The 22,413-nt window shown below is 57.7% G+C and carries 21 protein-coding genes; 11 read left to right on the top strand and 10 right to left on the bottom strand.

From position 1 onward, the window contains the following. Positions 1–152: 152 nt before the first annotated feature. The 8 genes from ACG2K1_RS02975 to purM form a co-directional block, all read right to left on the bottom strand. Positions 153–560, bottom strand: coding sequence for a PIN domain nuclease (locus ACG2K1_RS02975; protein WP_395428073.1), 408 nt, complete (start codon positions 558–560; stop codon positions 153–155). Continuing rightward, entirely contained in the window at positions 547–753 is a 207-nt protein-coding gene (locus tag ACG2K1_RS02970; protein ID WP_036496847.1) for a type II toxin-antitoxin system VapB family antitoxin, read from the bottom strand. The genes ACG2K1_RS02975 and ACG2K1_RS02970 overlap by 14 nt, the downstream gene beginning before the upstream one ends. 115 nt (positions 754–868) lie before the next feature. Then, the gene (gene prpC / locus ACG2K1_RS02965) at positions 869–2,023 is read right to left on the bottom strand and encodes a 2-methylcitrate synthase (protein ID WP_395428079.1); all 1,155 of its coding nucleotides are present in this window, start codon (positions 2,021–2,023) and stop codon (positions 869–871) included. Positions 2,024–2,085: 62 nt separating this feature from the next. After that, a complete protein-coding gene (gene prpB, locus ACG2K1_RS02960; RefSeq protein WP_395428081.1) occupies positions 2,086–2,964 on the bottom strand; it encodes a methylisocitrate lyase in 879 nt (292 codons plus the stop codon). Between the two features lie 374 nt (positions 2,965–3,338). Beyond that, positions 3,339–5,618, bottom strand: a complete 2,280-nt coding sequence (locus tag ACG2K1_RS02955; protein ID WP_009427490.1) for an NADP-dependent malic enzyme — start codon at positions 5,616–5,618, stop codon at positions 3,339–3,341. A gap of 185 nt (positions 5,619–5,803) precedes the next feature. Next, a complete protein-coding gene (locus tag ACG2K1_RS02950) occupies positions 5,804–6,337 on the bottom strand; it encodes a cytochrome c5 family protein (protein ID WP_009427489.1) in 534 nt (177 codons plus the stop codon). Positions 6,338–6,531: 194 nt separating this feature from the next. Further along, positions 6,532–7,545, bottom strand: coding sequence for an adenosine deaminase (locus tag ACG2K1_RS02945; RefSeq protein ID WP_009427488.1), 1,014 nt, complete (start codon positions 7,543–7,545; stop codon positions 6,532–6,534). Between the two features lie 142 nt (positions 7,546–7,687). Further along, positions 7,688–8,722: a phosphoribosylformylglycinamidine cyclo-ligase gene (gene purM / locus ACG2K1_RS02940; protein WP_395428084.1), complete on the bottom strand. Its 1,035-nt coding sequence runs from the start codon at positions 8,720–8,722 to the stop codon at positions 7,688–7,690. 198 nt (positions 8,723–8,920) lie between these two features. Between purM and ACG2K1_RS02935 the strand changes: the two genes are divergently transcribed. The 4 genes from ACG2K1_RS02935 to ACG2K1_RS02920 all read left to right on the top strand — a co-directional run bounded on the left by ACG2K1_RS02935 (position 8,921) and on the right by ACG2K1_RS02920 (position 12,681). Then, entirely contained in the window at positions 8,921–9,991 is a 1,071-nt protein-coding gene (locus ACG2K1_RS02935) for an AI-2E family transporter (RefSeq protein ID WP_009427486.1), read from the top strand. Beyond that, a complete protein-coding gene (locus tag ACG2K1_RS02930; protein WP_009427485.1) occupies positions 9,988–10,518 on the top strand; it encodes a chorismate lyase in 531 nt (176 codons plus the stop codon). The genes ACG2K1_RS02935 and ACG2K1_RS02930 overlap by 4 nt, the downstream gene beginning before the upstream one ends. Positions 10,519–10,877: 359 nt before the next feature. Continuing rightward, positions 10,878–12,140, top strand: a complete 1,263-nt coding sequence (locus tag ACG2K1_RS02925) for a Glu/Leu/Phe/Val dehydrogenase (RefSeq protein ID WP_395428087.1) — start codon at positions 10,878–10,880, stop codon at positions 12,138–12,140. An 85-nt stretch (positions 12,141–12,225) separates the two neighbouring features. Next, on the top strand, positions 12,226–12,681 hold the full coding sequence (locus ACG2K1_RS02920; protein ID WP_395428088.1) for a hypothetical protein: 456 nt from the start codon (positions 12,226–12,228) through the stop codon (positions 12,679–12,681). Positions 12,682–13,078: 397 nt separating this feature from the next. Here the strand turns inward: ACG2K1_RS02920 and fumC are convergent, their stop codons facing one another. Then, positions 13,079–14,467, bottom strand: a complete 1,389-nt coding sequence (gene fumC / locus ACG2K1_RS02915; protein ID WP_094030822.1) for a class II fumarate hydratase — start codon at positions 14,465–14,467, stop codon at positions 13,079–13,081. A gap of 177 nt (positions 14,468–14,644) precedes the next feature. On the opposite strand from fumC, the gene pncB reads away from it, so the two are divergent. From pncB to ACG2K1_RS02880, 7 genes are all read left to right on the top strand, one after another. Beyond that, on the top strand, positions 14,645–15,862 hold the full coding sequence (gene pncB, locus ACG2K1_RS02910; RefSeq protein WP_395428090.1) for a nicotinate phosphoribosyltransferase: 1,218 nt from the start codon (positions 14,645–14,647) through the stop codon (positions 15,860–15,862). Between the two features lie 103 nt (positions 15,863–15,965). Beyond that, complete coding sequence (locus ACG2K1_RS02905; protein ID WP_395428091.1) at positions 15,966–17,552, top strand: von Willebrand factor type A domain-containing protein; 1,587 nt, start codon at positions 15,966–15,968, stop codon at positions 17,550–17,552. A 103-nt stretch (positions 17,553–17,655) separates the two neighbouring features. Then, the gene (locus tag ACG2K1_RS02900; RefSeq protein WP_395428093.1) at positions 17,656–18,078 is read left to right on the top strand and encodes a DUF6884 domain-containing protein; all 423 of its coding nucleotides are present in this window, start codon (positions 17,656–17,658) and stop codon (positions 18,076–18,078) included. Between the two features lies 1 nt (position 18,079). Then, a complete protein-coding gene (locus ACG2K1_RS02895) occupies positions 18,080–18,706 on the top strand; it encodes a hypothetical protein (protein WP_395428094.1) in 627 nt (208 codons plus the stop codon). A gap of 293 nt (positions 18,707–18,999) precedes the next feature. Next, a complete protein-coding gene (locus tag ACG2K1_RS02890) occupies positions 19,000–19,539 on the top strand; it encodes an NUDIX hydrolase (RefSeq protein WP_395428096.1) in 540 nt (179 codons plus the stop codon). 97 nt (positions 19,540–19,636) lie between these two features. Then, entirely contained in the window at positions 19,637–20,293 is a 657-nt protein-coding gene (locus ACG2K1_RS02885; RefSeq protein ID WP_395428098.1) for a protein-L-isoaspartate O-methyltransferase, read from the top strand. A gap of 99 nt (positions 20,294–20,392) precedes the next feature. Beyond that, positions 20,393–20,719 (top strand): rhodanese-like domain-containing protein, encoded by a 327-nt coding sequence (locus ACG2K1_RS02880; RefSeq protein ID WP_395428099.1) that lies wholly within the window; start codon positions 20,393–20,395, stop codon positions 20,717–20,719. Between the two features lie 100 nt (positions 20,720–20,819). On the opposite strand, the gene ACG2K1_RS02875 is transcribed toward ACG2K1_RS02880, so the two are convergent. Then, the gene (locus tag ACG2K1_RS02875; protein WP_395428101.1) at positions 20,820–22,157 is read right to left on the bottom strand and encodes a sodium-dependent transporter; all 1,338 of its coding nucleotides are present in this window, start codon (positions 22,155–22,157) and stop codon (positions 20,820–20,822) included. Between the last annotated feature and the right edge of the window lie 256 nt (positions 22,158–22,413).

Raw genomic sequence — 22,413 nt, 5'->3', positions numbered from 1 at the left:
TGTTCGGGCTAAGCCGAGTGGTGTTTCAGGCTGCCTTGTGATGCGGTGCAGGCAGCCTGAAAGGGGAGTGAAGCAGTTTCAGACGGCCTTGGGGCTTTTCAGGCTGCCTGCGTTTGGGCGGCAAAGGCCGTCTGAAAAGGCTTTCAGGCTGCCTAATTGACCGCACCTGCCGCTACGCGCTGCAAGCCCATGTGTTCGGCAAACGGCAAAAAGTCTTTGTCGCGGAACAGCAGCGGGATGTTTTCCGCGATGCAGAAGCCCGCGATGATGACGTCGTTGGTTTTGCGTATGGTGATGCCGCGTTTGCGTAAGGCGCGGTACAGGGCGGCGCAGCGGATGGCGCGTTCGCGGCCGAGCGTGTCGAAGCAGTGCAGCGCGCCAAGCAGCGACAGGGCTTGGCTGTGGGCGGCATCGTCGCGAAAGCCTTGCAGGATTTCCATCAGAATCAGGTCGGTCAGCGCAACCTGTTCGTGTTGCAGGGCGAAATCCAAACGGTCGCTTTCGGCATTGCCGGTGCCGTTGAAATAGTCTATCCACACGCCGGTATCAGCAATGATCATCGCCTACTCCGCGCATCTGTGCCAAATCGCCTTCCCATATGAGTTTGCCGCGCAGGCTGCGTATTTGCCGCTGGCGCTGCTGCTGCACCAACAGGCGCAGGGCGGTTTCGACGACTTCGCGTTTGCTTGACAGGCCGGAAAGCTGCAGGGCTTCGGCCATCAGTTGATCGTTGATGACGATATTGGTACGCATGGTCTGCTCCTGTGTGTATAAGAGCTGAAAATTATACACCTTGCGCGGCATCAGGCCGTCTGAAAAGGTTTTCAGGCTGCCTGAAAAGGGAAACCCGCAGGCAGCCTGAAAGCGCCTAGCGCTCGTTCAGCGGTACGAAGGCCAGATCTTCGGGGCCGGTGTAGTGGGCGCCGGGGCGGATGATTTTGCCGTCGGCGCGCTGTTCGATCACGTGCGCCGACCAGCCGGTGGTGCGCGAAATGACAAACAGCGGGGTGAACATGGCGGTGGGCACGCCGAGTTTCTGGTAGGAAACGGCGGAAAACCAGTCGAGATTGGGGAACATTTTTTTCTCGTTCCACATCAGGGTTTCCAGCCGCTCGGCGATGTCAAAGAGCAGCATGTCGCCGCTTTCGGCGGAAAGTTGGCGCGCCACTTCTTTGATCACGACGTTGCGCGGGTCGGAAATGGTGTACACGGGATGGCCGAAACCGATGACGATTTCTTTGCGGCCGATGCGTTCGCGGATGTCGGCTTCGGCTTCATCGGCGCTGCGGTAGCGTTTTTGGATGTCGTAGGCCACTTCGTTGGCGCCGCCGTGCTTGGGGCCTTTGAGCGCGCCGATGGCGCCGGCGATACAGGAATACAAATCGGAACCGGTGCCGGCAATCACGCGGGCGGTGAAGGTGGATGCGTTGAACTCGTGTTCGGCATACAGAATCAGCGAGATGTGCATGGCTTTGACTTGTTCGGCGGTGGGGCGTTTGCCGTGCAGCAGGTGCAGGAAGTGGCCGCCGATGCTGTCTTCTTCGCTTTCCAAATCGATGACTTTGCCGTGCTGGGTGTATTGGTACCAGTAAAGCATGATGCTGCCGAGAGAAGCGATCAGGCGGTCGGCGATGTCGCGGGCTTCGCTGGTCGGCTGGCTTTCGCGCTCGGGCAGGGTGCAGCCGAGTGCGGAAACGCCGGTACGCATTACGTCCATCGGATGGGTGTTGGCGGGCAGGTTTTCCAACACATGGCGCACGCGCATGGGCAGGGTGCGCAGGGCGATGAGTTTTTTCTTGTAGTTGGCCAGCTCGTGTTTGTCGGGCAGGTGGCCGTGGATCAGCAGGTGGGCGACTTCTTCAAACTCGCAGTGTTTGGCCAGATCGAGAATGTCGTAGCCGCGGTAGCTCAAATCGTTGCCGCTGCGGCCGACGGTGCACAGCGCGGTATTGCCTGCGGCCACGCCGGACAGGGCGACGGATTTTTTGGGTTTGAAGGCGGGGGTGGCGGTTTGTGCTGTCATGGCAAGCTCCTTAAGTAGAGTGGGCGGGAAAAGCGGGGGAGACTTTCAATTCCTTGGTTTTATTATTTTTTACTGAACAGTTCGTCCAATTTCTGTTCGAAATCGTGGTAGTTCAGATGATCGTAGAGTTCGGCGCGGGTCTGCATGGTGTCGAGCACATTGGCCTGCGTGCCCTCGTGCATAATCGCTTCATAGACATTCAGCGCGGCTTTGCTGGCGGCGCGGAAGGCGGAAAGCGGATAGAGCACCAGTTTCACGCCGTTGTCGGCCAGCTCCTGCTGCGTGTAGAGCGGCGTGGCGCCGAACTCGGTGATGTTGGCCAGCACCGGCACGCCGACCGCATCGGCAAATTGGCGGTACATGCCCAGCTCGGTCATGGCTTCGGGAAAAATCATGTCCGCACCCGCTTCGACGCAGGCTTGCGCCCGCTCGATGGCAGCCTGAAGACCTTCCACCGCCAGCGCGTCGGTACGCGCCATCACGACGAAGTTTTCGTCGCGGCGGGCATCTACCGCCGCTTTGACGCGGTCAACCATTTCCGACAGCGGCACAATGGCTTTGTTCGGGCGGTGGCCGCAGCGCTTTTGCGCCACCTGGTCTTCGATGTGCACCGCCGCCACGCCCGCGCGCTCGAAAGCGCGGATGGTGCGGGCAATGTTGAACGCGCCGCCCCAGCCCACGTCGATATCCACCAGCAGCGGGGTATCGACGTTGTCGGTAATGCGCTGCGCGTCGGTGAGCACGTCTTCCATGGTGGTGATGCCCAAATCGGGAATGCCGCGCGAACAGGCCGCTACGCCGCCGCCGGAAAGGTAAACCGCCTTAAAGCCGCTGTGCGTGGCCAAACGGGCAAAATAAGCATTGATGCAGCCGACAACGGCCAGGGGACGGGATTCTTGAACTGCCTGACGGAAACGCAGGCCGGCAGAATGGATGGTCATACTGTGTTCTCCTGTGGTGTTGTTCTTGTGTAAGGGAATGTAGTGCTGTGTAGTCTGGCCGTAAAATCACTTATTCTGATACTAATAATAAAATCGGGTGATACCCCCATAACAAAAAACTGACGAAATTCAAGTTAAACCCATAAGAAACAATCAGAAAAAATCCAATCGAAAAACCCGTTTTTCACAGCCGTATCTGTCTCCGAATGAAAGATAGGCATCATTCCTATATTATTTCGAATTTTTTAATACAAGCTGCCGCATCGCTCCCCTACTTTGCAACAAACCTTCTCCGATGCCGCCGCGCGCGGTACAGGGAAACAAAAAAGGCCGTCTGAAAACATTTCAGACGGCCTCTTGTCTGCCAATCGGGCTTACTGGCGCTGTGCGTCCACGGCGGCGAGGGCGATCATGTTGACGATGCGGCGCACGGTGGAAATCGGCGTCACAATCTGCACGGGTTTGTTCAAGCCCATCAGGATGGGGCCGACGGTGATGCCGTTGGTGGCGTTGACGCGCAGCAGGTTGTAGCTGATGTTGGCGGCTTCGACGTTGGGCATCACCAGCAGGTTGGCCGCGCCGGTGAGGGTGGTTTCGGGGAAGATGCTGCGGCGCATTTCGTCGTCCAGCGCCACGTCGGCCTGCATTTCGCCGTCGATTTCCAACTCGGGATCAAGCTCGCGGATCATTTCCAAAGCCTGCTGCATTTTGGTGGCATCCGCATCGCGGCGCGAACCGAAGTTGGAGTTGGACACCAGCGCGGCTTTGGGCTTGATACCGAAGCGTTTCATTTCGGCGGCGCACATCAGCGTGCCTTTGGCCAGCTGCTCGGCGGTGGGGTTTTCATTGATGTAGGTGTCGGCGATGAAGAAATTGCCTTTGTTGGAAATCAGGGCGTTCATGGCAAAGGCTTCTTTTTCGGGGTTGTTGTAGCCGATCACTTCTTCCATCACGGCGAAGTGGTCGTGGAAACGCCCCATCGTGCCGCAGACGAGGCCGTCGGCACGGCCGAGTTTGACCATCAGCGCGCCGACGAGGGTGCTGTTGGCTTTCAGACGGCGTCTGGCCATTTCTTCGGTCACGCCCAGGCGTTTGCGCAGGTTGTAATACTCTTTCCAGCTTTCTTCGTAGTAGGGGCTGTTTTTGATGTCGACCAGCTCGAAATCTTTGCCCGCCTGAATGGTAAGACCCTGCGCGACGAGGCGCTCTTCGATGAGTTTGGCGTCGCCCACCAGAATCGGGAAGGCGAGTTTCTGCGACACAACCTGTTGGGCGGCGTGCAGCACGCGCTCGTCTTCGCCCTCGGTGAGGACGATGCGTTTGATGTCTTTGCGCGCCTGGTTGAAGACGGGGCGCATAAAGAGGCTGGTTTTGTAAACGAACTCGGTGAGTTTTTCGGCGTAGGCGTCCAAATCGTCAATCGGACGGGTGGCAACGCCGGAATCCATCGCGGCTTTGGCGACGGCGGGGGCGATGCGGGCGATCAGGCGCGGGTCGAAGGGCTTGGGAATGAGGTATTCCGGGCCGAAGGTGAGTTCGGCGTCGCCGTATGCGCCGGCCACTTCCGCGCTGGATTCGGCCATGGCCAAATCGGCGATGGCGCGCACGCAGGCGAGTTTCATTTCTTCGTTGATGGTGGTGGCGCCCACGTCGAGCGCGCCGCGGAAGATGAAGGGGAAACAGAGGACGTTGTTGACCTGGTTGGGGAAGTCGGAACGGCCGGTGCCGATAACCACGTCGGGGCGGGCTTCTTTCGCTTCGGGCGGCCAGATTTCGGGCTGCGGGTTGGCGAGGGCGAGGACGATGGGGCTGACGTTCATGGTTTTCAGCATGTCGGTGCTGAGCACGTTCGGGCCGGAGAGGCCGAGGAAGATGTCTTTGCCGGACACGGCATCGGCGAGGACGCGTTGGCCGTTGTCGGCAACGGCGTAGCGCACTTTGCTCTCGTCCATACGCTCGCGGTCTTCGCGGGTTTGGTAGATCACGCCTTTGGAGTCGCAGACGGTGATGTTTTCGCGTTTCATGCCCAGGGCGACAAGCAAATCGAGGCAGGCGATGGCGGCCGCGCCCGCACCGGAGCAGACGAGCGACACTTGGCCGATGTCTTTTTTCACCACGCGCAGGGCGTTGAGGACGGCGGCGGCGGTGATGATGGCGGTGCCGTGCTGGTCGTCGTGGAAGACGGGGATGTTGCAGCGCTCGCGCAGTTTTTTCTCGATGTAGAAGCACTCGGGCGCTTTGATGTCTTCGAGGTTGATGCCGCCGAAGGTGGGTTCGAGCGAGGCGATGATTTCCACCAGCTTGTCGGGATCGGTTTCGTTCACTTCGATGTCGAACACGTCGATATTGGCGAATTTTTTAAACAGCACACCCTTGCCTTCCATCACGGGTTTGCCCGCCAGTGCGCCGATGTTGCCCAAGCCGAGCACGGCCGTGCCGTTGGAAATCACGGCGACGAGGTTGCCTTTGGCGGTGTATTTGTAGGCGTTCAGCGGATTGTCGTAAATCTCCATGCAGGGCGCGGCGACGCCGGGCGAATAGGCCAGCGACAAATCATACTGCGTGCCCAAGGGCTTGGTGGGGGCGACTTGGATTTTGCCCGGATTGGGATATTCGTGAAAGCGCAGCGCCGCTTCTTTAATCATATCGTCCATGCTGTTTTCTCCTGAAAGGTTGGGGGAGGCCGTCTGAAAAGACGGTCTGTTTTTCAGACGGCCTGTGAAGATTTGCAAATGTGCGATTCTAACACGCGGTAGGCGGCGGCGGGTATGGAAAGGCCGTCTGAAAGCCTGCAAACGGTGCTTTCAGACGGCCTTTACGCGCTATGGCGGACGGGGAATCAGAACTTGCCGCCCGATTCGTTCACCATATACACCACGGCGGCTTTCACTTCGTCGTCCGACAGCGCGGAATTGCCGCCGCGCGCGGGCATCATGCCTTTGTCGGTAAAGCCTTCGAGGGCGTGTTTGAACAGCGTGTCCTTGCCTTTTTTGATGCGCGGCGCCCAGTCGGCCTTATTGGTGATGCGCGGCGAATCGGGAATGGCGGAATTGGCGGCGTGGCAGCCGAAACACAGGCCGTCGAACACTTTTTTGCCGTCGGCGGCGGTTTCGGCGGGCTTGTCCTCCGCTGCGGGCTTGGCTTCTTCTGTCGGTTTGTCTTCGGCAGACGCTTGCAGCGCAGGTGTTTCGGCAGACGCGGCAGGCTGCTGCGTCTGCTCTTGGGCGGCCGGGGCGGCCTCGGATGCGGCCTGAACCGGCGCGGAAACGGCAGCCTCGGACGCGGGCGCGGGTTCGGCAGGTTTCGCCGCCTCCTGCGAACAGGCGGCAAGCGCCAGCGCGGCGGTGGAAATCATCGCTAAGTAGATTTTCATGGTTTGTGTCCTTTTCGGTTTCGTTATCGTTGGTCGCCATACCGCTGAAAATGAAACGGTATAACACGGTCGAAATTAACACAAAGGCAGGCGCAGGAATTTGAGCTGCGTTAAGTTTTGTCAGGATGCAAGAGGACAAAAGGCCGTCTGAAACCCATTTTCAGACGGCCTCTTTTGATGTGCACGCTGCGCTTTCAGACGGCCTCAGGCGCGCATTCGTCTACGCGGCGATACCACATTTCTTTTTTGTCTTCGCACAGAAACGAAGCCTTGAAGGAATTTTTGCACAGGGCGCGGATGTCGTTTTCGCTCAAATCCAGCGCATCGGCAACGTCGGCGAAATTTTGGTTCATATAGCCGCCGAAGTAGGCCGGGTCGTCTGAATTGACGGTAACGAGTACGCCGCGCCCGAGCATACGGTGCAGGTTGTGCCTGGCTAACTCGCTGACGACTTTGAGTTTCAGATTGCTCAAAGGGCAGACGGTGAGCGGCATTTGTTCGGCAATCAGACGGCGCATCAGTACGTCGTCTTCTTCGGCGCGTACGCCGTGGTCGATACGCTCGACTTTGAGCAGGTCGAGGGCTTCGTAAACGTATTGCGGCGGCCCTTCTTCGCCCGCGTGGGCAACGGCGAGAAAACCTTCGGCGCGGGCGCGTTCGAACACGCGGGTGAATTTTGATGGCGGGTGGCCGACTTCGCTGGAATCGAGACCGACGCCGATGATGTGCTGCTTATAGGGCAGGGCTTGTTCGAGCGTGGCGAATGCGTCTGCTTCGGAGAGGTGGCGCAGGAAACACATAATCAGGCTGCTGGTGATGCCCCATTTTGCTTCGGCATCACGGCAGGCGCGTAAGATGCCGTTTAACACGGTGTCAAACGCTACGCCGCGAGCGGTATGGGTTTGCGGGTCGAAAAAAATTTCGGTGTGCACCACGTTGTCTTCGCGGCAGCGCACCAGATAGGCGGCGGCGAGGTCGTAGAAATCCTGTTCGTGCAGCAATACCGACGCGCCGGCGTAATAAATGTCGAGAAAGGATTGCAGGTTGTGGAAATCGTAGGCGCGGCGCAGGGTTTCGACATCTGGATAGGGAATGGCCACGCCGTTGCGGCGGGCGATTTCAAACATGAGCTCCGGCTCGAACGTGCCTTCGATGTGAACGTGCAGCTCGGCTTTGGGCAGGGCGCGGATAAGGGCTTGGCGGGTCATGCGTATCTTTCGTGGGGAGGGTTGAGGCCGTCTGAATTGGAATTTTTTGAGGCTGCAAATGCGGCAGTTGCGAACCGGTGTAAAGTTCAGGCCGTCTGAATCCCGTTTGGGCGTTTCAGACGGCCTTTGCCTTGCTTTGGCTTTAAGCGACTTGGGTTTGGTGTTCGCCGCCTACGCGCTCGCGGATTGTGCCGAGCCGGTAAACGGTTTCGCCTTCTCCTGCAAGGAACGCGGCCACTGCGTCGGCATCTTCGGCGGCGACCACCAGCACCATGCCGATGCCGCAGTTAAACGTGCGGTACATTTCCTGCGTTTCGACATTGCCCGCTTGTTGCAGCCATTGGAACAGCTTGGGCATTTGCCACGCGCCGGCGTCGATTTGGGCGACGGTGTTGTCCGGCAGGATGCGCGGTACGTTTTCGGTGATGCCGCCGCCGGTGATGTGCGCCATACCTTTGATTTCAAACTGTTTTAGTGCAGCCAGAATCGGTTTTACATACAGGCGGGTCGGCGCAATGACGGCTTCGCGCAGGGTTTTGCCCTTGTCAAATTCCGCGTCCAAATCGGGCGCGTCACGCTCGATGATTTTGCGGATGAGCGAGTAGCCGTTGGAGTGTGCGCCGTTGGAGGCCAAACCGAGCACTGCGTCGCCCGCTTTGATGCTGCGGCCGTTGATGACGCGGTCTTTTTCGACCACGCCCACGGCAAAGCCCGCCAAATCGTATTCGCCTTCGGGATACATGCCGGGCATTTCGGCGGTTTCGCCGCCGATGAGGGCGCAGCCGGATTCTTCGCAGCCTTGCGCGATGCCTTTAATCACGTCGGTGGCGCGTTCGACATCGAGTTTGCCGCAGGCGAAATAATCGAGGAAAAACAAAGGCTCTGCGCCCTGTACCAAAATATCGTTTACGCTCATGGCGACCAAATCGATGCCGACGGTGTCGTGCTTGTCCCAATCGAAGGCGAGTTTGAGTTTGGTGCCCACGCCGTCGGTACCGCTGACGAGCACGGGGTTTTGGTATTTTTTGCCGATTTCGACCAGCGCGCCGAAACCGCCCAAATCCCCCAATACTTCGGGGCGCATGGTGCGTTTGGCAAAGGGTTTGATGTTTTCGACCAGGCGGTCGCCTGCGTCTATGTCCACGCCCGCGTCGCGGTAGCTTAAAGATTCGCTCATGTCTGCTCTGCTTTCAAAACGGTAGGGAAAAAACGGGGCGCATTTTACCCGAACTTGCCCCTGCTGTGGCTGCCTGCGGCCGTCTGAAAACCGTTTTTCAGACGGCTTCAAAATCCGTTTCAAGCCCTTGCCCGTGCGGCGCCTCTCCCGCCGTGTTATCCTTCGCGCCTTTACAGCCCCGCCTTTGGCACACTTTATATGTACACCAAGAAAAAACGCGGCCTCTCGCCCTGGATCATCGGCACGGCCTTTTTCCTCGCCTGCGGCGCGCTGGTGCTCGCCCTGCGCGACATTCTGATGCCGTTTATCGTGGCCGCCGTGCTGGCCTACATCCTCAACCCGCTGGTGGAAAAACTGCGCGACAAAGGCGTGCCGCGCGGCGCGGCCTCCATGCTGGTGATGATGTTCGCCCTGCTGCTGCTGCTCGCCCTGCTGCTGATCCTCGTGCCCATGCTGATCACCCAGTTTGAAAACCTCACCAACCGCCTGCCGCAGCTTATCGACTTCGCCCAAAACAAAGCCCTGCCCTGGCTGCACGCCCATTTCGGCGGCAGCCTGCCGCTGAACAAAGAAGCCGCCGCCAACTGGCTGAAAAACCACAGCGGCACGGTGCAGCAGGCCGCCTCGCAAATCGCCCCCGCCCTCATGGCGCAGGGCGGCGCGCTGGCCGTGGGCGTGAGCAACTTCGTCCTGCTGCCGCTGCTGCTTTACTATTTTCTGTTCGACTGGCAACGCTGGTCGCACGGCATCCGCGCCCTGATTCCGCGCCGCTTCATCGACACCTACACCCGCATCAGCCGCGAAATGGACGACGTACTGGGCGAATTCCTGCGCGGGCAGCTTATGGTGATGCTGATTATGGGGCTGGTCTACGGCACCGGCCTCATGCTTACCGGCCTCGATTCCGGTTTCGCCATCGGCATGATTGCCGGCATCCTCGTATTCGTCCCCTATCTGGGCGCGTTCACCGGCCTGCTGCTCGCCACCGTCGCCGCCCTGCTGCAATTCAACTCCTGGCACGGCATGGTTGCCGTCTGGTCGGTGTTTGCCGTGGGACAGTTTCTCGAAAGCTTCTTCATCACCCCCAAAATCGTCGGCGACCGCATCGGCCTCTCCCCCTTCTGGGTGATTTTCTCCCTGATGGCCTTCGGGCAGCTCATGGGCTTTGTCGGCATGCTCGTCGGCCTGCCGCTGGCCGCCGTCTGCCTCGTCCTCCTGCGCGAAGGCTCGCAGGTTTATTTCGCCAGCCATTTCTACAAGCACAAATGAACACCGCCCCACTCTGGAACGACGCGCCCGCCGCACAGAGGCCGTCTGAAAACGGCTGCGCGCCACTCGTACGCATCATCACCGCCCCCTCGCTCACCGCCGCCCTGCGCACCCTGCCGTACGCCTTTTCCGTACGCCTGCTGCATTTGGGCGAAAACAGCGCCTCCCCCCTGCTCGACAAGGGCGCGGCGCAGCAAACCGCCCTGCCCTTCTGCCGCGACGTCTTCCTCTGCCTCGACGGCTCGCCCGTCGTCTGGGCGCGCAGCCAATGCCCGCCCGACTCCGCCTTCTGGCGCGGCATCCTCAACTGCGGCACGCGCCCGCTCGGCGAAATGCTCTTCGGCGGCGGCATCGCCGGCCTGCACCGCAGCACCCTGCAATACGCCTGCCCCGTGCCCGCCGCCGTCCCCCAAGCCCCGTCCGCTTTCCTCGCCCGCCGCTCCTTCTTCACCCACCAAGGCGAAACCCTCGCCCTTGCCGAATGCTTTTTGCCCGCGCTGGCGGATTTGGTGTCTGAGGCCGTCTGAAAGCGAAATTTCGACAAAGTCAAAACGGCACACAGCGTTAAAAGCAGGCAGTAAAGAGGCCGTCTGAAACGTTCAGACGGCCTTTTGCATTTGTCCGCCGCCCAAGCGCAGCGCGGCAGAAAGGCCGTCTGAAACGCCGCTTCGGCGCAGCCAAACCCGCCTGCGTCCGTGCCAAACGCCACGCTTCTCTGCAGTTTTCCCTCATGCGCTTTCTTCACACAAATCGTGCAAAAATGTAGACAATGTTAAAAATCAGGGAAATAGCCGTTACATACTATTACATTTCCCCCGAATTTTATATATAGTTCCGCCTTTGTCCGTGCCGAGCACATTCCCGAAAACCAAACAAAGGAAAAACCATGTCCGCTTCTACAAAAGAAACCCTCAACCCCTTTGAAATCGCCCGCAAACAGGTCAAAACCGCCTGCGACCGCCTCAACGCCGAGCCTGCCGTTTACGAAATCCTGAAAAACCCCATGCGTGCGCTGGAAGTAACCTTCCCCGTCAAACTCGACGACGGCAGCATCAAAACCTTTACCGGCTACCGCGCCCAGCACAACAACGCCGTCGGCCCCTACAAAGGCGGCGTGCGCTTTCATCCCAATGTCAGCTTCGACGAAGTCAAAGCCCTTTCCATCTGGATGACCATCAAATGCTGCGTTGCCGGCGTGCCCTACGGCGGCGGCAAAGGCGGTGTGATTATCGACCCCAAACAATATTCTGAAGCCGAGCTTGAGCGTGTGGCACGCGGCTACGCCAACGCCATCGAACCCCTAATCGGCGAAAAAATCGACATCCCCGCCCCCGACGTCAACACCAACGGCAAAATCATGTCGTGGATGGTGGACGAATACGAAAGCATCGTCAAAAAATCCGCCCCCGGTGTGTTCACCGGCAAGCCCGTAGAGTTCGGCGGCTCGCTCGCCCGCAACGAAGCCACAGGCTATGGCGTAAACTTCGCCGCCGTGCAAGCCCTTGCCAAGCTCGGCAAAGACGTAAAAGGCGCGACCTACGCCATCCAAGGCTTCGGCAACGTCGGTTTCCACACCGGTCTTTACGCCCATCAGGCAGGCGCGAAAGTCGTCGCCGTCTCCACCGTCGATGTCGCCATCTACAACGAAAACGGGCTGGACATGGACGCGCTGTTCAAAGAATACCGCGCCAACGGCTTCATCACCAACCAAGCGGGCTACGGCAAAGAAATCAGCAACGCCGAATTGCTCGCGCTGGATGTGGACGTACTTGCCCCCTGCGCGCTGGAAAACCAGCTCACCTCCGAAAACGCGGGCAAGGTGCGCGCCAAAATCGTGGTGGAAGGCGCAAACGGCCCGACCACGCCCGAAGCCGACGCCATCATGCGCCAAAACGGCGTGCTGGTTGTACCCGACATCCTCGCCAACTGCGGCGGCGTGGTCGTTTCCTACTTTGAATGGGTGCAAAACCTGCAAGGCTATTATTGGGAATTTGACGAAGTGCAGGAAAAACAAACCGTCGTCCTGCGCCGCGCGTTTAACGACATCTGGGACTTGGCGCAGGAATTTGACATTGATCTGCGCACCGCGTCCTATATGATGAGTATTCGCCGCTTGGAAAAAGCGATGAAATTTCGTGGCTGGTATTGATTGCGCCTGATTGAACAGCAGTTGGAAAGGCAGCCTGAAAGCGGGAAATCAGCTTTCAGGCTGCCTTCGCACAGAAAGTTACGCTATGGAAAACATCCTTAAAATCCACCGCACCGTTTTTCCCGTTGAACGCGCCGTGTTTCGCTATTGCCCCCAAAGCGGGCATCAGCCCTACAACGGCTGGGATTTTAATATTGAATGCGGCGAAAACCCCGATCTCACGGCCCGCCACAATCTCTATGGGCGCACCCCCCGCCTGTATGCCGAGCGCGACCCAATCCCCCTTGCAAACAAAGATGATTTGACAGGCACAACCCTGATCCTGCCCGATGCTTGGAACAGCGAGTACAACGAACCCTATTTCACCCTTTACGTTTTTGAACACGGCGACCTGTTCAACACCAAGCTGCAATTTCTTGAAAAACAAGGCAATGCCTACCGCATCCGCCTGAGCGCCCGCATTCCCGCAGGCAGCGTGTATGGCGGCGAAACCCGTCTTGACTTGCAAACATGGATGGAGCGTTTGCCCGATGGGGCGTGATGTTGCAAATGGGTTTCAGGCTGCTCCTAATGCCGTCTGAAAGGCAACAGACAGCCTGAAAAACAAAAAAACGTCATTCCCGCGCAGGCGGGAATCTTGCATGGTTTGGGCAATATTGTTTTTCCAAGCATTGCCGCATACCAAACAAGATTCCCGCCTGCGCGGGAATGACGGCGGGACGGGTTGGGGCATTGGGGCTTCTTTGCTGAAACCCGCTGCGCCCGTTTCCAGGCTGCCTTTCACTCCCGCCGATTGCGGATAAGCACTGCCCATCGTAAACCATTTTTCAGACTGCCTAATGCCGTCTGAAAACCAAAAAAAGCAGCCTAAAAACCCCGTCACAAGGTTTTCAGGCTGCCTTTTTACTGCATCCAATCAAAATCAAGCGGAAACTGGCTTAACGCGGTGCCACCATATCCGCAGGCACAACCAGTTCGTCAAACTCTTCGCCGGTGAGCAAACCCAGCTCGATGGCGGTTTCGCGCAGGGATTTGTCGTTTTTGTAGGCGGTTTTGGCGACTTTGGCGGCGTTTTCGTAGCCGATTTTGCGGTTGAGCGCGGTAACCAGCATCAGCGAGTGGTGCAGGAAGTAGTCAATCTTTTCGGGCACGGGCTCAATGCCGACGGCGCAGTTTTCGTTGAAGCTGTTGCAGGCGTCGCCAAGCAAACGCACGGATTGCAGCAGGTTGTACACGATAACGGGCATGTACACGTTCAGCTCAAAGTTGCCCGACGCGCCCGCCATGCTGATGGCGGTGTCGTTGCCGAACACTTGGCAGCACACCATGGTCATGGCTTCGCACTGGGTGGGGTTCACTTTGCCGGGCATGATGGACGAGCCGGGTTCGTTTTCGGGGATTTTGATTTCGCCCAGGCCGCAGCGCGGGCCGGAGGCGAGCCAGCGGATGTCGTTGGCGATTTTGTTGAGGCTGGCGGCGAGGGTTTTGAGCGCGCCCGAGGCATATACGGCGGCATCGCGACCTGCGAGGGCTTCAAATTTGTTCGGCGCGGTAACAAACGGCAAGCCTGAAAGTTCGGCGAGTTTGGCGGCGGCTTTTTCGGCGTATTCGGGGTGGCTGTTCAAACCTGTGCCGACGGCGGTGCCGCCCAAGGGCAGTTCGTACAGACCTTTGAGCGCGTCTTGCAGGCGGTCGAGGCCGTGGTCGAGCTGGGAAACGTAGCCGGAAAATTCCTGACCCAAAGTCAGCGGCGTAGCATCTTGAAGGTGCGTACGGCCGATTTTGACGATGGGGGCGAACGCTTGGGCTTTTTTGTCGAGCGTGTCGCGCAGGGCTTTCACGGCGGGAATCAGCAGGCGGTTGATTTCAATCGCGGCGGCCACGTGGATGGCGGTGGGGAAGCTGTCGTTGGTGGACTGCGCGTGGTTGACATGGTCGTTGGGGTGGACGGGCTGATAAGCCGCCAAGCCTGTACCGGCGATTTCGTTGGCGCGGTTGGCCAGCACTTCGTTCATGTTCATGTTTGACTGCGTGCCCGAACCGGTCTGCCACACCACCAGCGGGAACTGGCCGTCGAGCTTGCCCGCGAGTACGTCGTCGGCAGCCTGAACAATCAAGTCTGCCTGCTCTTGTTTGATGCGGCCGAGCGCGGCATTGGTGTGCGCGGCGGCTTTTTTCACCAGCGCCATCGCGTGAATCATCGGCTGCGGCAGGGTTTCGCCGCCGATTTTGAAATTCTGGCGGCTGCGCTGCGTTTGCGCGCCCCAATAGGCTTCGGAAGGGACTTCTACATTGCCCATGGTGTCGTGTTCGGTACGGGTGCTCATAGGGTTTCTCCTGTTTGACAAGGTGGAAAGAAAACGGCGTTTTCCGCGCCGTCTCTGCAAATTGATTATAGCTATTGTTTGCATAACTTTGCAAACCGCCTTTTCAGACGGCCTGTTTGCCGCCTTTTTGTAAACGTGTTCTAATGCGTTTTCCCTTCCAACGCAAAGGCAAAAGCCATGTCCCGCGCCCCCATCATCCACTCCCTGCTCGACACTGACCTTTACAAATTCACCATGCTGCAAGTCGTGCTGCACCAGTTTCCGCAGGCGCACGGCGTGTACGAATTCCGCTGCCGCAACCATGAAGACACGGTTTACCCGCTGGCCGAAATCCGCGCGGAACTCGAAGCCGAGCTTGACGCGCTGTGCACCCTCAAACTCACGCAGGACGAACTGGCCTACCTGCGCGGCCTGCGCTTCATCAAAAGCGATTTTGTCGACTATCTCGAACTGTTCCAGCTCAAACGCCGCTTCGTAACGGTAACGACCGACGAGGTCGGCCGACTGCACATCCGTGTTGAAGGGCCGATGATACAGGCCATGTTCTTTGAAATTTACATCTTGGCCATCGTCAACGAACTCTACTTCCGCCGTTTGGAAACGTCCGAAGTGCTGGCCGAAGGCGAACGCCGCCTGCAAGAAAAGGCAGCCCGCCTGAAAACCTTTGCCGGCAGCCAAAATCCCGAAGACCCGCCGTTTCTCGTTTCCGACTTCGGTACCCGCCGCCGCTACAACCTTAAATGGCAGGAACACGTCGTCCGCACCTTCCGCCAGGCCGCACCCGAAGTCTTCCGCGGCACCAGCAACGTTTATCTGGCAAAAAAACTCGGCCTGACCCCCATCGGCACCATGGCGCACGAATTTCTCCAAGCCTTCCAAGCCCTGCACGTGCGCCTGCGCGACTTTCAGACGGCCGCCCTCGAAGCCTGGGTGCACGAATACCGCGGCGACTTGGGCATCGCACTCACCGACGTCGTCGGCATGGACGCCTTTTTGCGCGACTTCGACCTCTATTTCGCCAAACTCTTCGACGGCCTGCGCCATGACAGCGGCGACCCCTACGAATGGGGCGACAAAGCCTATGCCCACTACAAAAATCTCAAAATCGACAGCCGCACCAAAATGCTCACCTTTTCAGACGGCCTCGACATCGAACGTTCATGGGCGTTGCACCAATATTTCAAAGACCGCTTCAAAACCAGCTTCGGCATCGGCACCAACCTCACCAACGACCTCGGCCACATCCCGCTGAACATCGTCTTGAAACTCGTCGAATGCAACGGCCAGTCCGTCGCCAAACTCTCCGACAGCCCCGGCAAAACCATGACCGACAACGACACCTTCCTCGCCTACCTGCGCCAGATTTTCCAAATCCCGCAAGAGCGCGCCGACTAGGAAAAGGCCGTCTGAAAGCCTGTTTTAAAGGTTTCAGACGGCCTCAACCGTTTGTTTTCCCCTTATTTCCATTATCCGTTATCTATTATTAAGGAATCCGCAAATGACCGTCCGCACCCTGCTCTTGAAAACCACAACCCTTGCCACGCTGGCCGCTTTGGCCGCCTGCGACACACCCCAACCGCCCGCCTCTCCGTCCCCCCGCGCCGAAGCGGCAGGCAACGCGGAAGTTATGTATGAAGCCGAATCCCGCCCCCTGCGCACCGACACCGAACGCTACCAAAAGCAGCCTGAAAACCCCGTCAAAGCCGTTGCCCAAGAGCCCGTTTCCACTTTCAGCATCGACGTCGACACCGGCAGCTACGCCAACGTGCGCCGCTTCCTCAACAACGGCCGCCTGCCGCCCAAAGACGCCGTGCGCATCGAAGAAATCGTCAACTACTTCCCCTATTCCTACCCCCTGCCCAAAGACGGCCGCCCCTTCGCCGTCCACACCCAAACCGTCGATTCGCCGTGGCAGCCCGAGGCCAAACTCATCAAAATCGGCATACAGGCGCAAGACCTGGCGAAAAAGGAACTGCCGCCGGCCAACCTGGTCTTCCTGGTGGACGTATCGGGCAGCATGGATGAACCGGACAAACTGCCCTTAGTGAAAAAAACCCTGCGCATCCTAACCGAACAGTTGCGCCCTCAAGACAAAGTTACCCTGATTACCTACGCATCAGGCGAAGAACTCGTCCTGCCGCCGACTTCCGGCGACAACAAGGATGAAATCCTGCGCACCATCAACAAGCTGCAGGCCGGCGGCTCCACGGCGGGAGAATCCGCATTGAAAATGGCTTATGAGCAGGCGCAAAAAGCCTACGTCAAAAACGGCATCAACCGCATCATCCTGGCAACAGACGGCGACTTCAACGTCGGCGTTGCCGATACCGAAACCCTCAAATCCATGGTGGCCGAAAAACGAAAAAGCGGCATCTCGCTCAGCACCCTCGGTTTCGGTACCGACAACTACAACGAAGAGATGATGGAACAAATCGCCGATGCCGGCGACGGCAACTACAGCTACATCGACAGTGAAAAAGAAGCGAAAAAAGTCCTGCAACACCAGCTCACCTCCACCCTCGCCACCATCGCCCAAGACGTCAAAATCCAAGTCGAATTCAACCCCGCCACGGTTAAAGAATACCGCCTGGTCGGCTACACCAACCGCACCCTGCGCAACGAAGACTTCAACAACGACAAAGTCGATGCCGGCGACATCGGCTCCGGCCACAGCGTAACCGCCCTGTATGAAATCATCCCGCAGGGCAAAACCGGCTGGCTCGCCGACTCCCGCTACCAAAAAGCCCCCGCCGCAGACGGCAGCAAAAACGAATACGCCTACGTCAAAGTGCGCTACAAACTGCTCGGCCAAAGCGCAAGCAAACTGATCGAACAGCCCGTACCCGCCCGCAGCATTCCGCTGGCGCAGGCCGACGCCGACACCCGCCTCGCGCTGGCCGCCGCCTCCTACGCCCAACAACTGCGCGGCGGCGAATATAACGGCAAACTTGATTGGAATGCCATCGAAAAAATGGCCGCCGCCACCCGCGCCCGCGACCCCTTCGGCCTGATTGCCGAGTTCCGAGAACTCGTCGGCATCGCCAAAAGCCTGAGCAGCAAGCAGCCTGAAAAACAGGGCGAGTAACGCGGCAAAAGGCAGCCTGAAAACCGGATAAACGGGTTTTCAGACGGCCGCAACCGTCAGTTATCCTTTACGAGTATTTTTAACTTTATATCTTGGAGAAGTCATGAAAACGATTGTATTGATATCTTGTTCGAAGAAAAAAGCCGAGACCAAACAACCGGCAGAATTGTTATACCAAAAAAGCCCTCTTTTTAGTAAATCACTGCGCTATGCGAAAGAAGTTGTTCGAGCAGATGAAATTTTTATTCTTTCTGCTTTGCATGGTTTGGTTGAATTGGATCAGGAGTTAGCGCCTTACAATGTTACGTTGCAGAGAGCTAAAAAATCGGTGAAACAAGAATGGGCAGCCCCTGTGCTCGAATCCATTAAAGAAAAGGCAGATATAGAAAAAGACAAATTTGTTCTGCTGGCCGGAGAGGACTATATCGAATTTCTTGAACCTCATTTTAAAAATTGCGAAGTTCCCATGAGGGGCTTGCGTCCCGGGGAAAGAATGCAGTGGCTGAATAGGAAACTGGAAAACTAAAATGAAAGATAACAGCCTAATCCTCCAACAATATTTCAACACCCTGCCGCGCTACCGATTTGATGCGCTTGAAGCCAATTTGTGTGAAAACGGTGTTTATGTCTTGTTTGAGCAGGGCGAGAAAATTACCGGTTTGGACAGAGTTGTCCGTGTGGGTACGCATACCGGACAAGACCGCCTGCAAAAGCGTCTGAAAGAACACTTTCTCACACCCAACAAAGACCGCAGCATTTTTCGCAAGCACATCGGCCGCGCCATGCTCAACCGCGATAAAAATGCTGAGCTGCTGAGACAGTGGAATTTGGATTTAACAAGCAAAAAGGCTCGCGACGAATGGCAAAGCAAAATTGACACTACTGCCCTGCAAGCCGTGGAAGAGCAGGTTTCCGAATATATTCAAAAAAGTTTCAGCTTTGCCATTATTCCTGTAGAAACAGAGCAGGAAAGGCTGTATTGGAAAAGTCGCATCATTCCCACGCTGGCGTGTTCGCCCCATTTCAGACCGTCTGAAAACTGGCTCGGCAGGTTTGCCACCCGCTCCGAGATTAGAGAAAGCGGTATGTGGCTGGTGCAAAATCTGAACGGGCAAGTGTTAAGCAATGATGAAGTGGAAAGTCTGATTGGCTGATTCCATCCACATATCAATAAAAGACAGCCTATAAAGTGCTATCTTTCATTTTCAGGCTGTTTTAACTCGACCAACCGCAAGGAGCAAAAAATACACCGCCTTCCGTTCCGAAATTTCCGAAATCAAATTTGAGTGGAACGACGATAACCCCGAAAGCATGAAACGCATCTGCCCGAAACTGTTTGCAAAATTTGCAGACCAGTGTTTTTAAGCGGATATCCGAATCCGGTATTTTCCGCAGAAAACCCCTTTCAGACAGCCTCCCCCTCCAACCGAACAAGGACCAACCCGATATGGACTTAACCGAAACCCGAATCGGCAGCGAGCCGGTTTACGAAAGCTCGTTTGTCACCATCTCCCGCGACACCGTGCGCCTGCCCAACGGCAACGAGGGGCAGCGCGTCGTTATCCGCCACCCCGGCGCGGCCTGCGTGCTGGCGGAAACGGCCGACGGCGAAATCGTCTTCGTGCGCCAGTGGCGCTATGCGCTGGGCGCGCCGCTGCTCGAACTGCCCGCAGGCAAACTCGATGCGGGCGAAGATCCCGCCGCCTGCGCCCTGCGCGAGCTGGCCGAAGAAACGCCCTACGCCGCCGAGCGCGCCGAGTTAATCGCCACTTTCTACACCGCCCCCGGCTTCTGCGACGAAAAAATGTATCTCTACCGCGCCGTCAACGTCAGCAAAACCAGCCGCCTGCAACCGGATCAGGACGAATTTGTCGAAACCGTCCTGCTCACGCGCGACGAAGTGCGCCGCGCCCTTAAAAACAACGAAATCCAAGACGGCAAAACCCTGATCGCCCTGCAACACTGGCTGCTGCAGGAGGCCGTCTGAAAAACGGTTTTTCAGACGGCCTCTTGCTGTCAAAAGCGCGGCAAAGCCTTTATAATCGCGGCCTTTCCCGCCAGATAAAACACAACGGAGCACAATCATGGACTTTGCAAAAGCACGTTTCAATATGGTCGAACAACAAATCCGCCCGTGGGACGTGTTGGACTTCGATATTCTCGACGCGCTGGACGCCATCCCGCGCGAAGCCTTCGTCAGCCGGAAGCAGCAGGGCTATGCCTATGCCGATCTGACGCTCGCCCTGCCCAACGGCAGCGCCATGCTCGAACCGAAAGTCGTCGCCCGCCTGATACAGGGGCTTGCCCTGAAAAAAACCGACAAAGTGCTGGAAATCGGCACCGGCTCGGGCTACGCCTCTGCCGTACTCGCCAAGCTCGCGGGCGAAGTCGTCACCGTAGACATCGACCCCGAACAACAGCAGCGCGCCAAAACCGTGCTCGAGAGCCTGGGTTTCGACAACATCATCTACGCCGAAGGCGACGGCCTCGCCACGCAGAACGCCGCCGCCCCGTTTGACGCCATTTATGTCGGCGGCGCGGCCGAGGGCGTGCCCGAAGTACTGAAAAACCAGCTCAAAGACGGTGGCAGGCTGGTGATCGTTACCGGCCGCGACCCCGTGCAGCGCGCCCGCCTGATTACCCGCGAGGGCGAGAAATTCGGCGAAAAAGTCCTCTTCGACACCATGATTCCCTATCTGAGCGACAAAACCGCCAAGCCTTTCGGCGACTTCGATTTTTAAAACCTGTTCAACACGCCGCGCAGGAGCGATGTTTGGCGCAGGCCGTCTGAATTTCAGACGGCCTGCGCTCTTTCGCCCCTGCTTCAAGGAATGTAATCCATGACCGACATCACCCAACTCACCCCGCACGAACTGCAAGCGCTCCTGGCCGAACAGCCCGACACACTGCTGCTCGACGTGCGCGAGCCGGAAGAAACCGCCCTCTGCGCCCTGCCCGGCAGCGTGCCCATCCCGATGGCCGAACTGGCGATGCGCCACAACGAACTGCCCGACGACACGCCCATCGCCGTCTACTGCCACCACGGCATCCGCAGCCAATATTGCGCCCTTTATCTGGCCGACGCGGGCTTTGCGCCGCTCTACAACCTCAAAGGCGGCATCGACGCCTGGGCGCGGGATCTCGAGCCCGATATGCCGCGCTACTGAGCGCAAAGCGGCCGCCCGCTACGCTGAGGCCGTCTGAAAAAAGGCCGTCTGAAAGCGCAAACCCGCGTTCAGACGGCCTTATTCCTTATCGGCAGATACCCTAAATCCAGCCCAGCGTATTGGCGAACACCAGCACAATCGCCACCGGCGCGATAAAGCGCAGCGTATTGAGCCACAACACAATCACCGCCTGCGGCACGGTGCTGCCCTCGCGCATATGTTGCAGCACCGCCGCGCGGTTTTGCAGCCAGCCAACGAACACCGACACGCTCAATGCGCTCAGCGGCATAATCAGCGCGGTAATCATATAGTCCCACAAATCAAACAGTGTCTTGCCGAAAAACTTCACCTCCGCCATCACGCCGAAGGACAGCGCCGACGGAATGCCAACGATAAAAATCGCCGTGCCAATCAGCCAGGTGCGGCTGCTGCGTTTGGCCTCGTCTTCGCGGATCACCGCCGCAATCACCGTTTCCAGCATCGAAAACGCCGAAGTCAGCGTGGCGAACACCACCAGCAGCATAAACACCGCAAACAGCACGCTGCCGAAGGGAATCTTCATAAACACCGCAGGCAGCACCATAAAAATCAGCCCCGGCCCGGAACTGGGCTCGAAACCGAAGGCGAACACGGCGGGGAAAATCACCAGCCCGGCCAGCAGCGACACAAACAGGTTCATCCACATAATGCTGTGTCCCGAGCGAAACAAATCCTGCTTGTTGTTCAGATAGGACGCATAGGTAATCATCGTCGACACGCCGATGCTCAGCGCGAAAAACGCCTGCCCCAGCGCCGTGAGCATCGACTGCGGCGTGAAATACGACCAGTCTGGTTTCAGCAGGAAAGACACCCCCGCCATCGCGTCAGGCAGCGTCAGCGAGCGCACCGCCAGCACGACAAACAGCACAAACAGTGCGGGCATCATATAGCGGTTGGCCTTCTCGATGCCGTCTGAAATCCCGCTTTTCACCACCCACACCGTCATCAGCATAAACAGCCCCTGATAGGCGATCGAGCCGACGGGATCAGCAATCGTCGCGCCGAACAACGCCTCAAAATCCGCGCCCGTGTGGATTTCGCCCGTAAAGGCGTGCACCACATAATTGAGCACCCAGCCGCCGACCACGCTGTAAAACGACAGCAGCACAAAGCAGGCGAACACGCCCAAACGCCCCACCCACGGCCAGATTCTGCTCGACGAGAGCGCTTTGAACGAATCGACTGCATTCTTGCCGCTCTTGCGGCCGATATAAAACTCGGCAAGCTGCACCGGCAGCGCCACCAAAACGGTAAACAGCAGAAACAGCAGGAAAAAAACCGCACCGCCGTTGGTACCGGCGGTGTAGGGAAATTTCCAGATTGCGCCCAGGCCGATGGCCGAGCCTGCAGCGGACAAAATAAAACCGATCTTGGAAGACCAGCTCGAAGGGGTTTTCATCAACACATACCCGAATGTAAACAAGAAGCGCGCGATTTTAACAAAAAGGCCGTCTGAAAAAAGCGCCCGCCGCAATAAGGCAGGCTTTGTGCCGAAGAGCCCCGCAACGCGCATTTATCTTTCCAAAAAACATATTTTTAAAACACGATATTCCAAAATTATCTCTTAAAAGACGTTTTATATCGTTTTAAAGCGTTAAGGCCGTCTGAAATATCACGCCATCGTGTAATCGCGCTTTTTTTCAGACGGCCTCTTC

This window comes from Neisseria sp. 23W00296, from assembly GCF_044772855.1.
In the GTDB taxonomy this organism is placed as follows: Bacteria; Pseudomonadota; Gammaproteobacteria; order Burkholderiales; family Neisseriaceae; genus Neisseria.
Note: the sequence above shows the minus strand (reverse complement) of the source record. Positions and strands in the feature narration are given on the sequence as shown.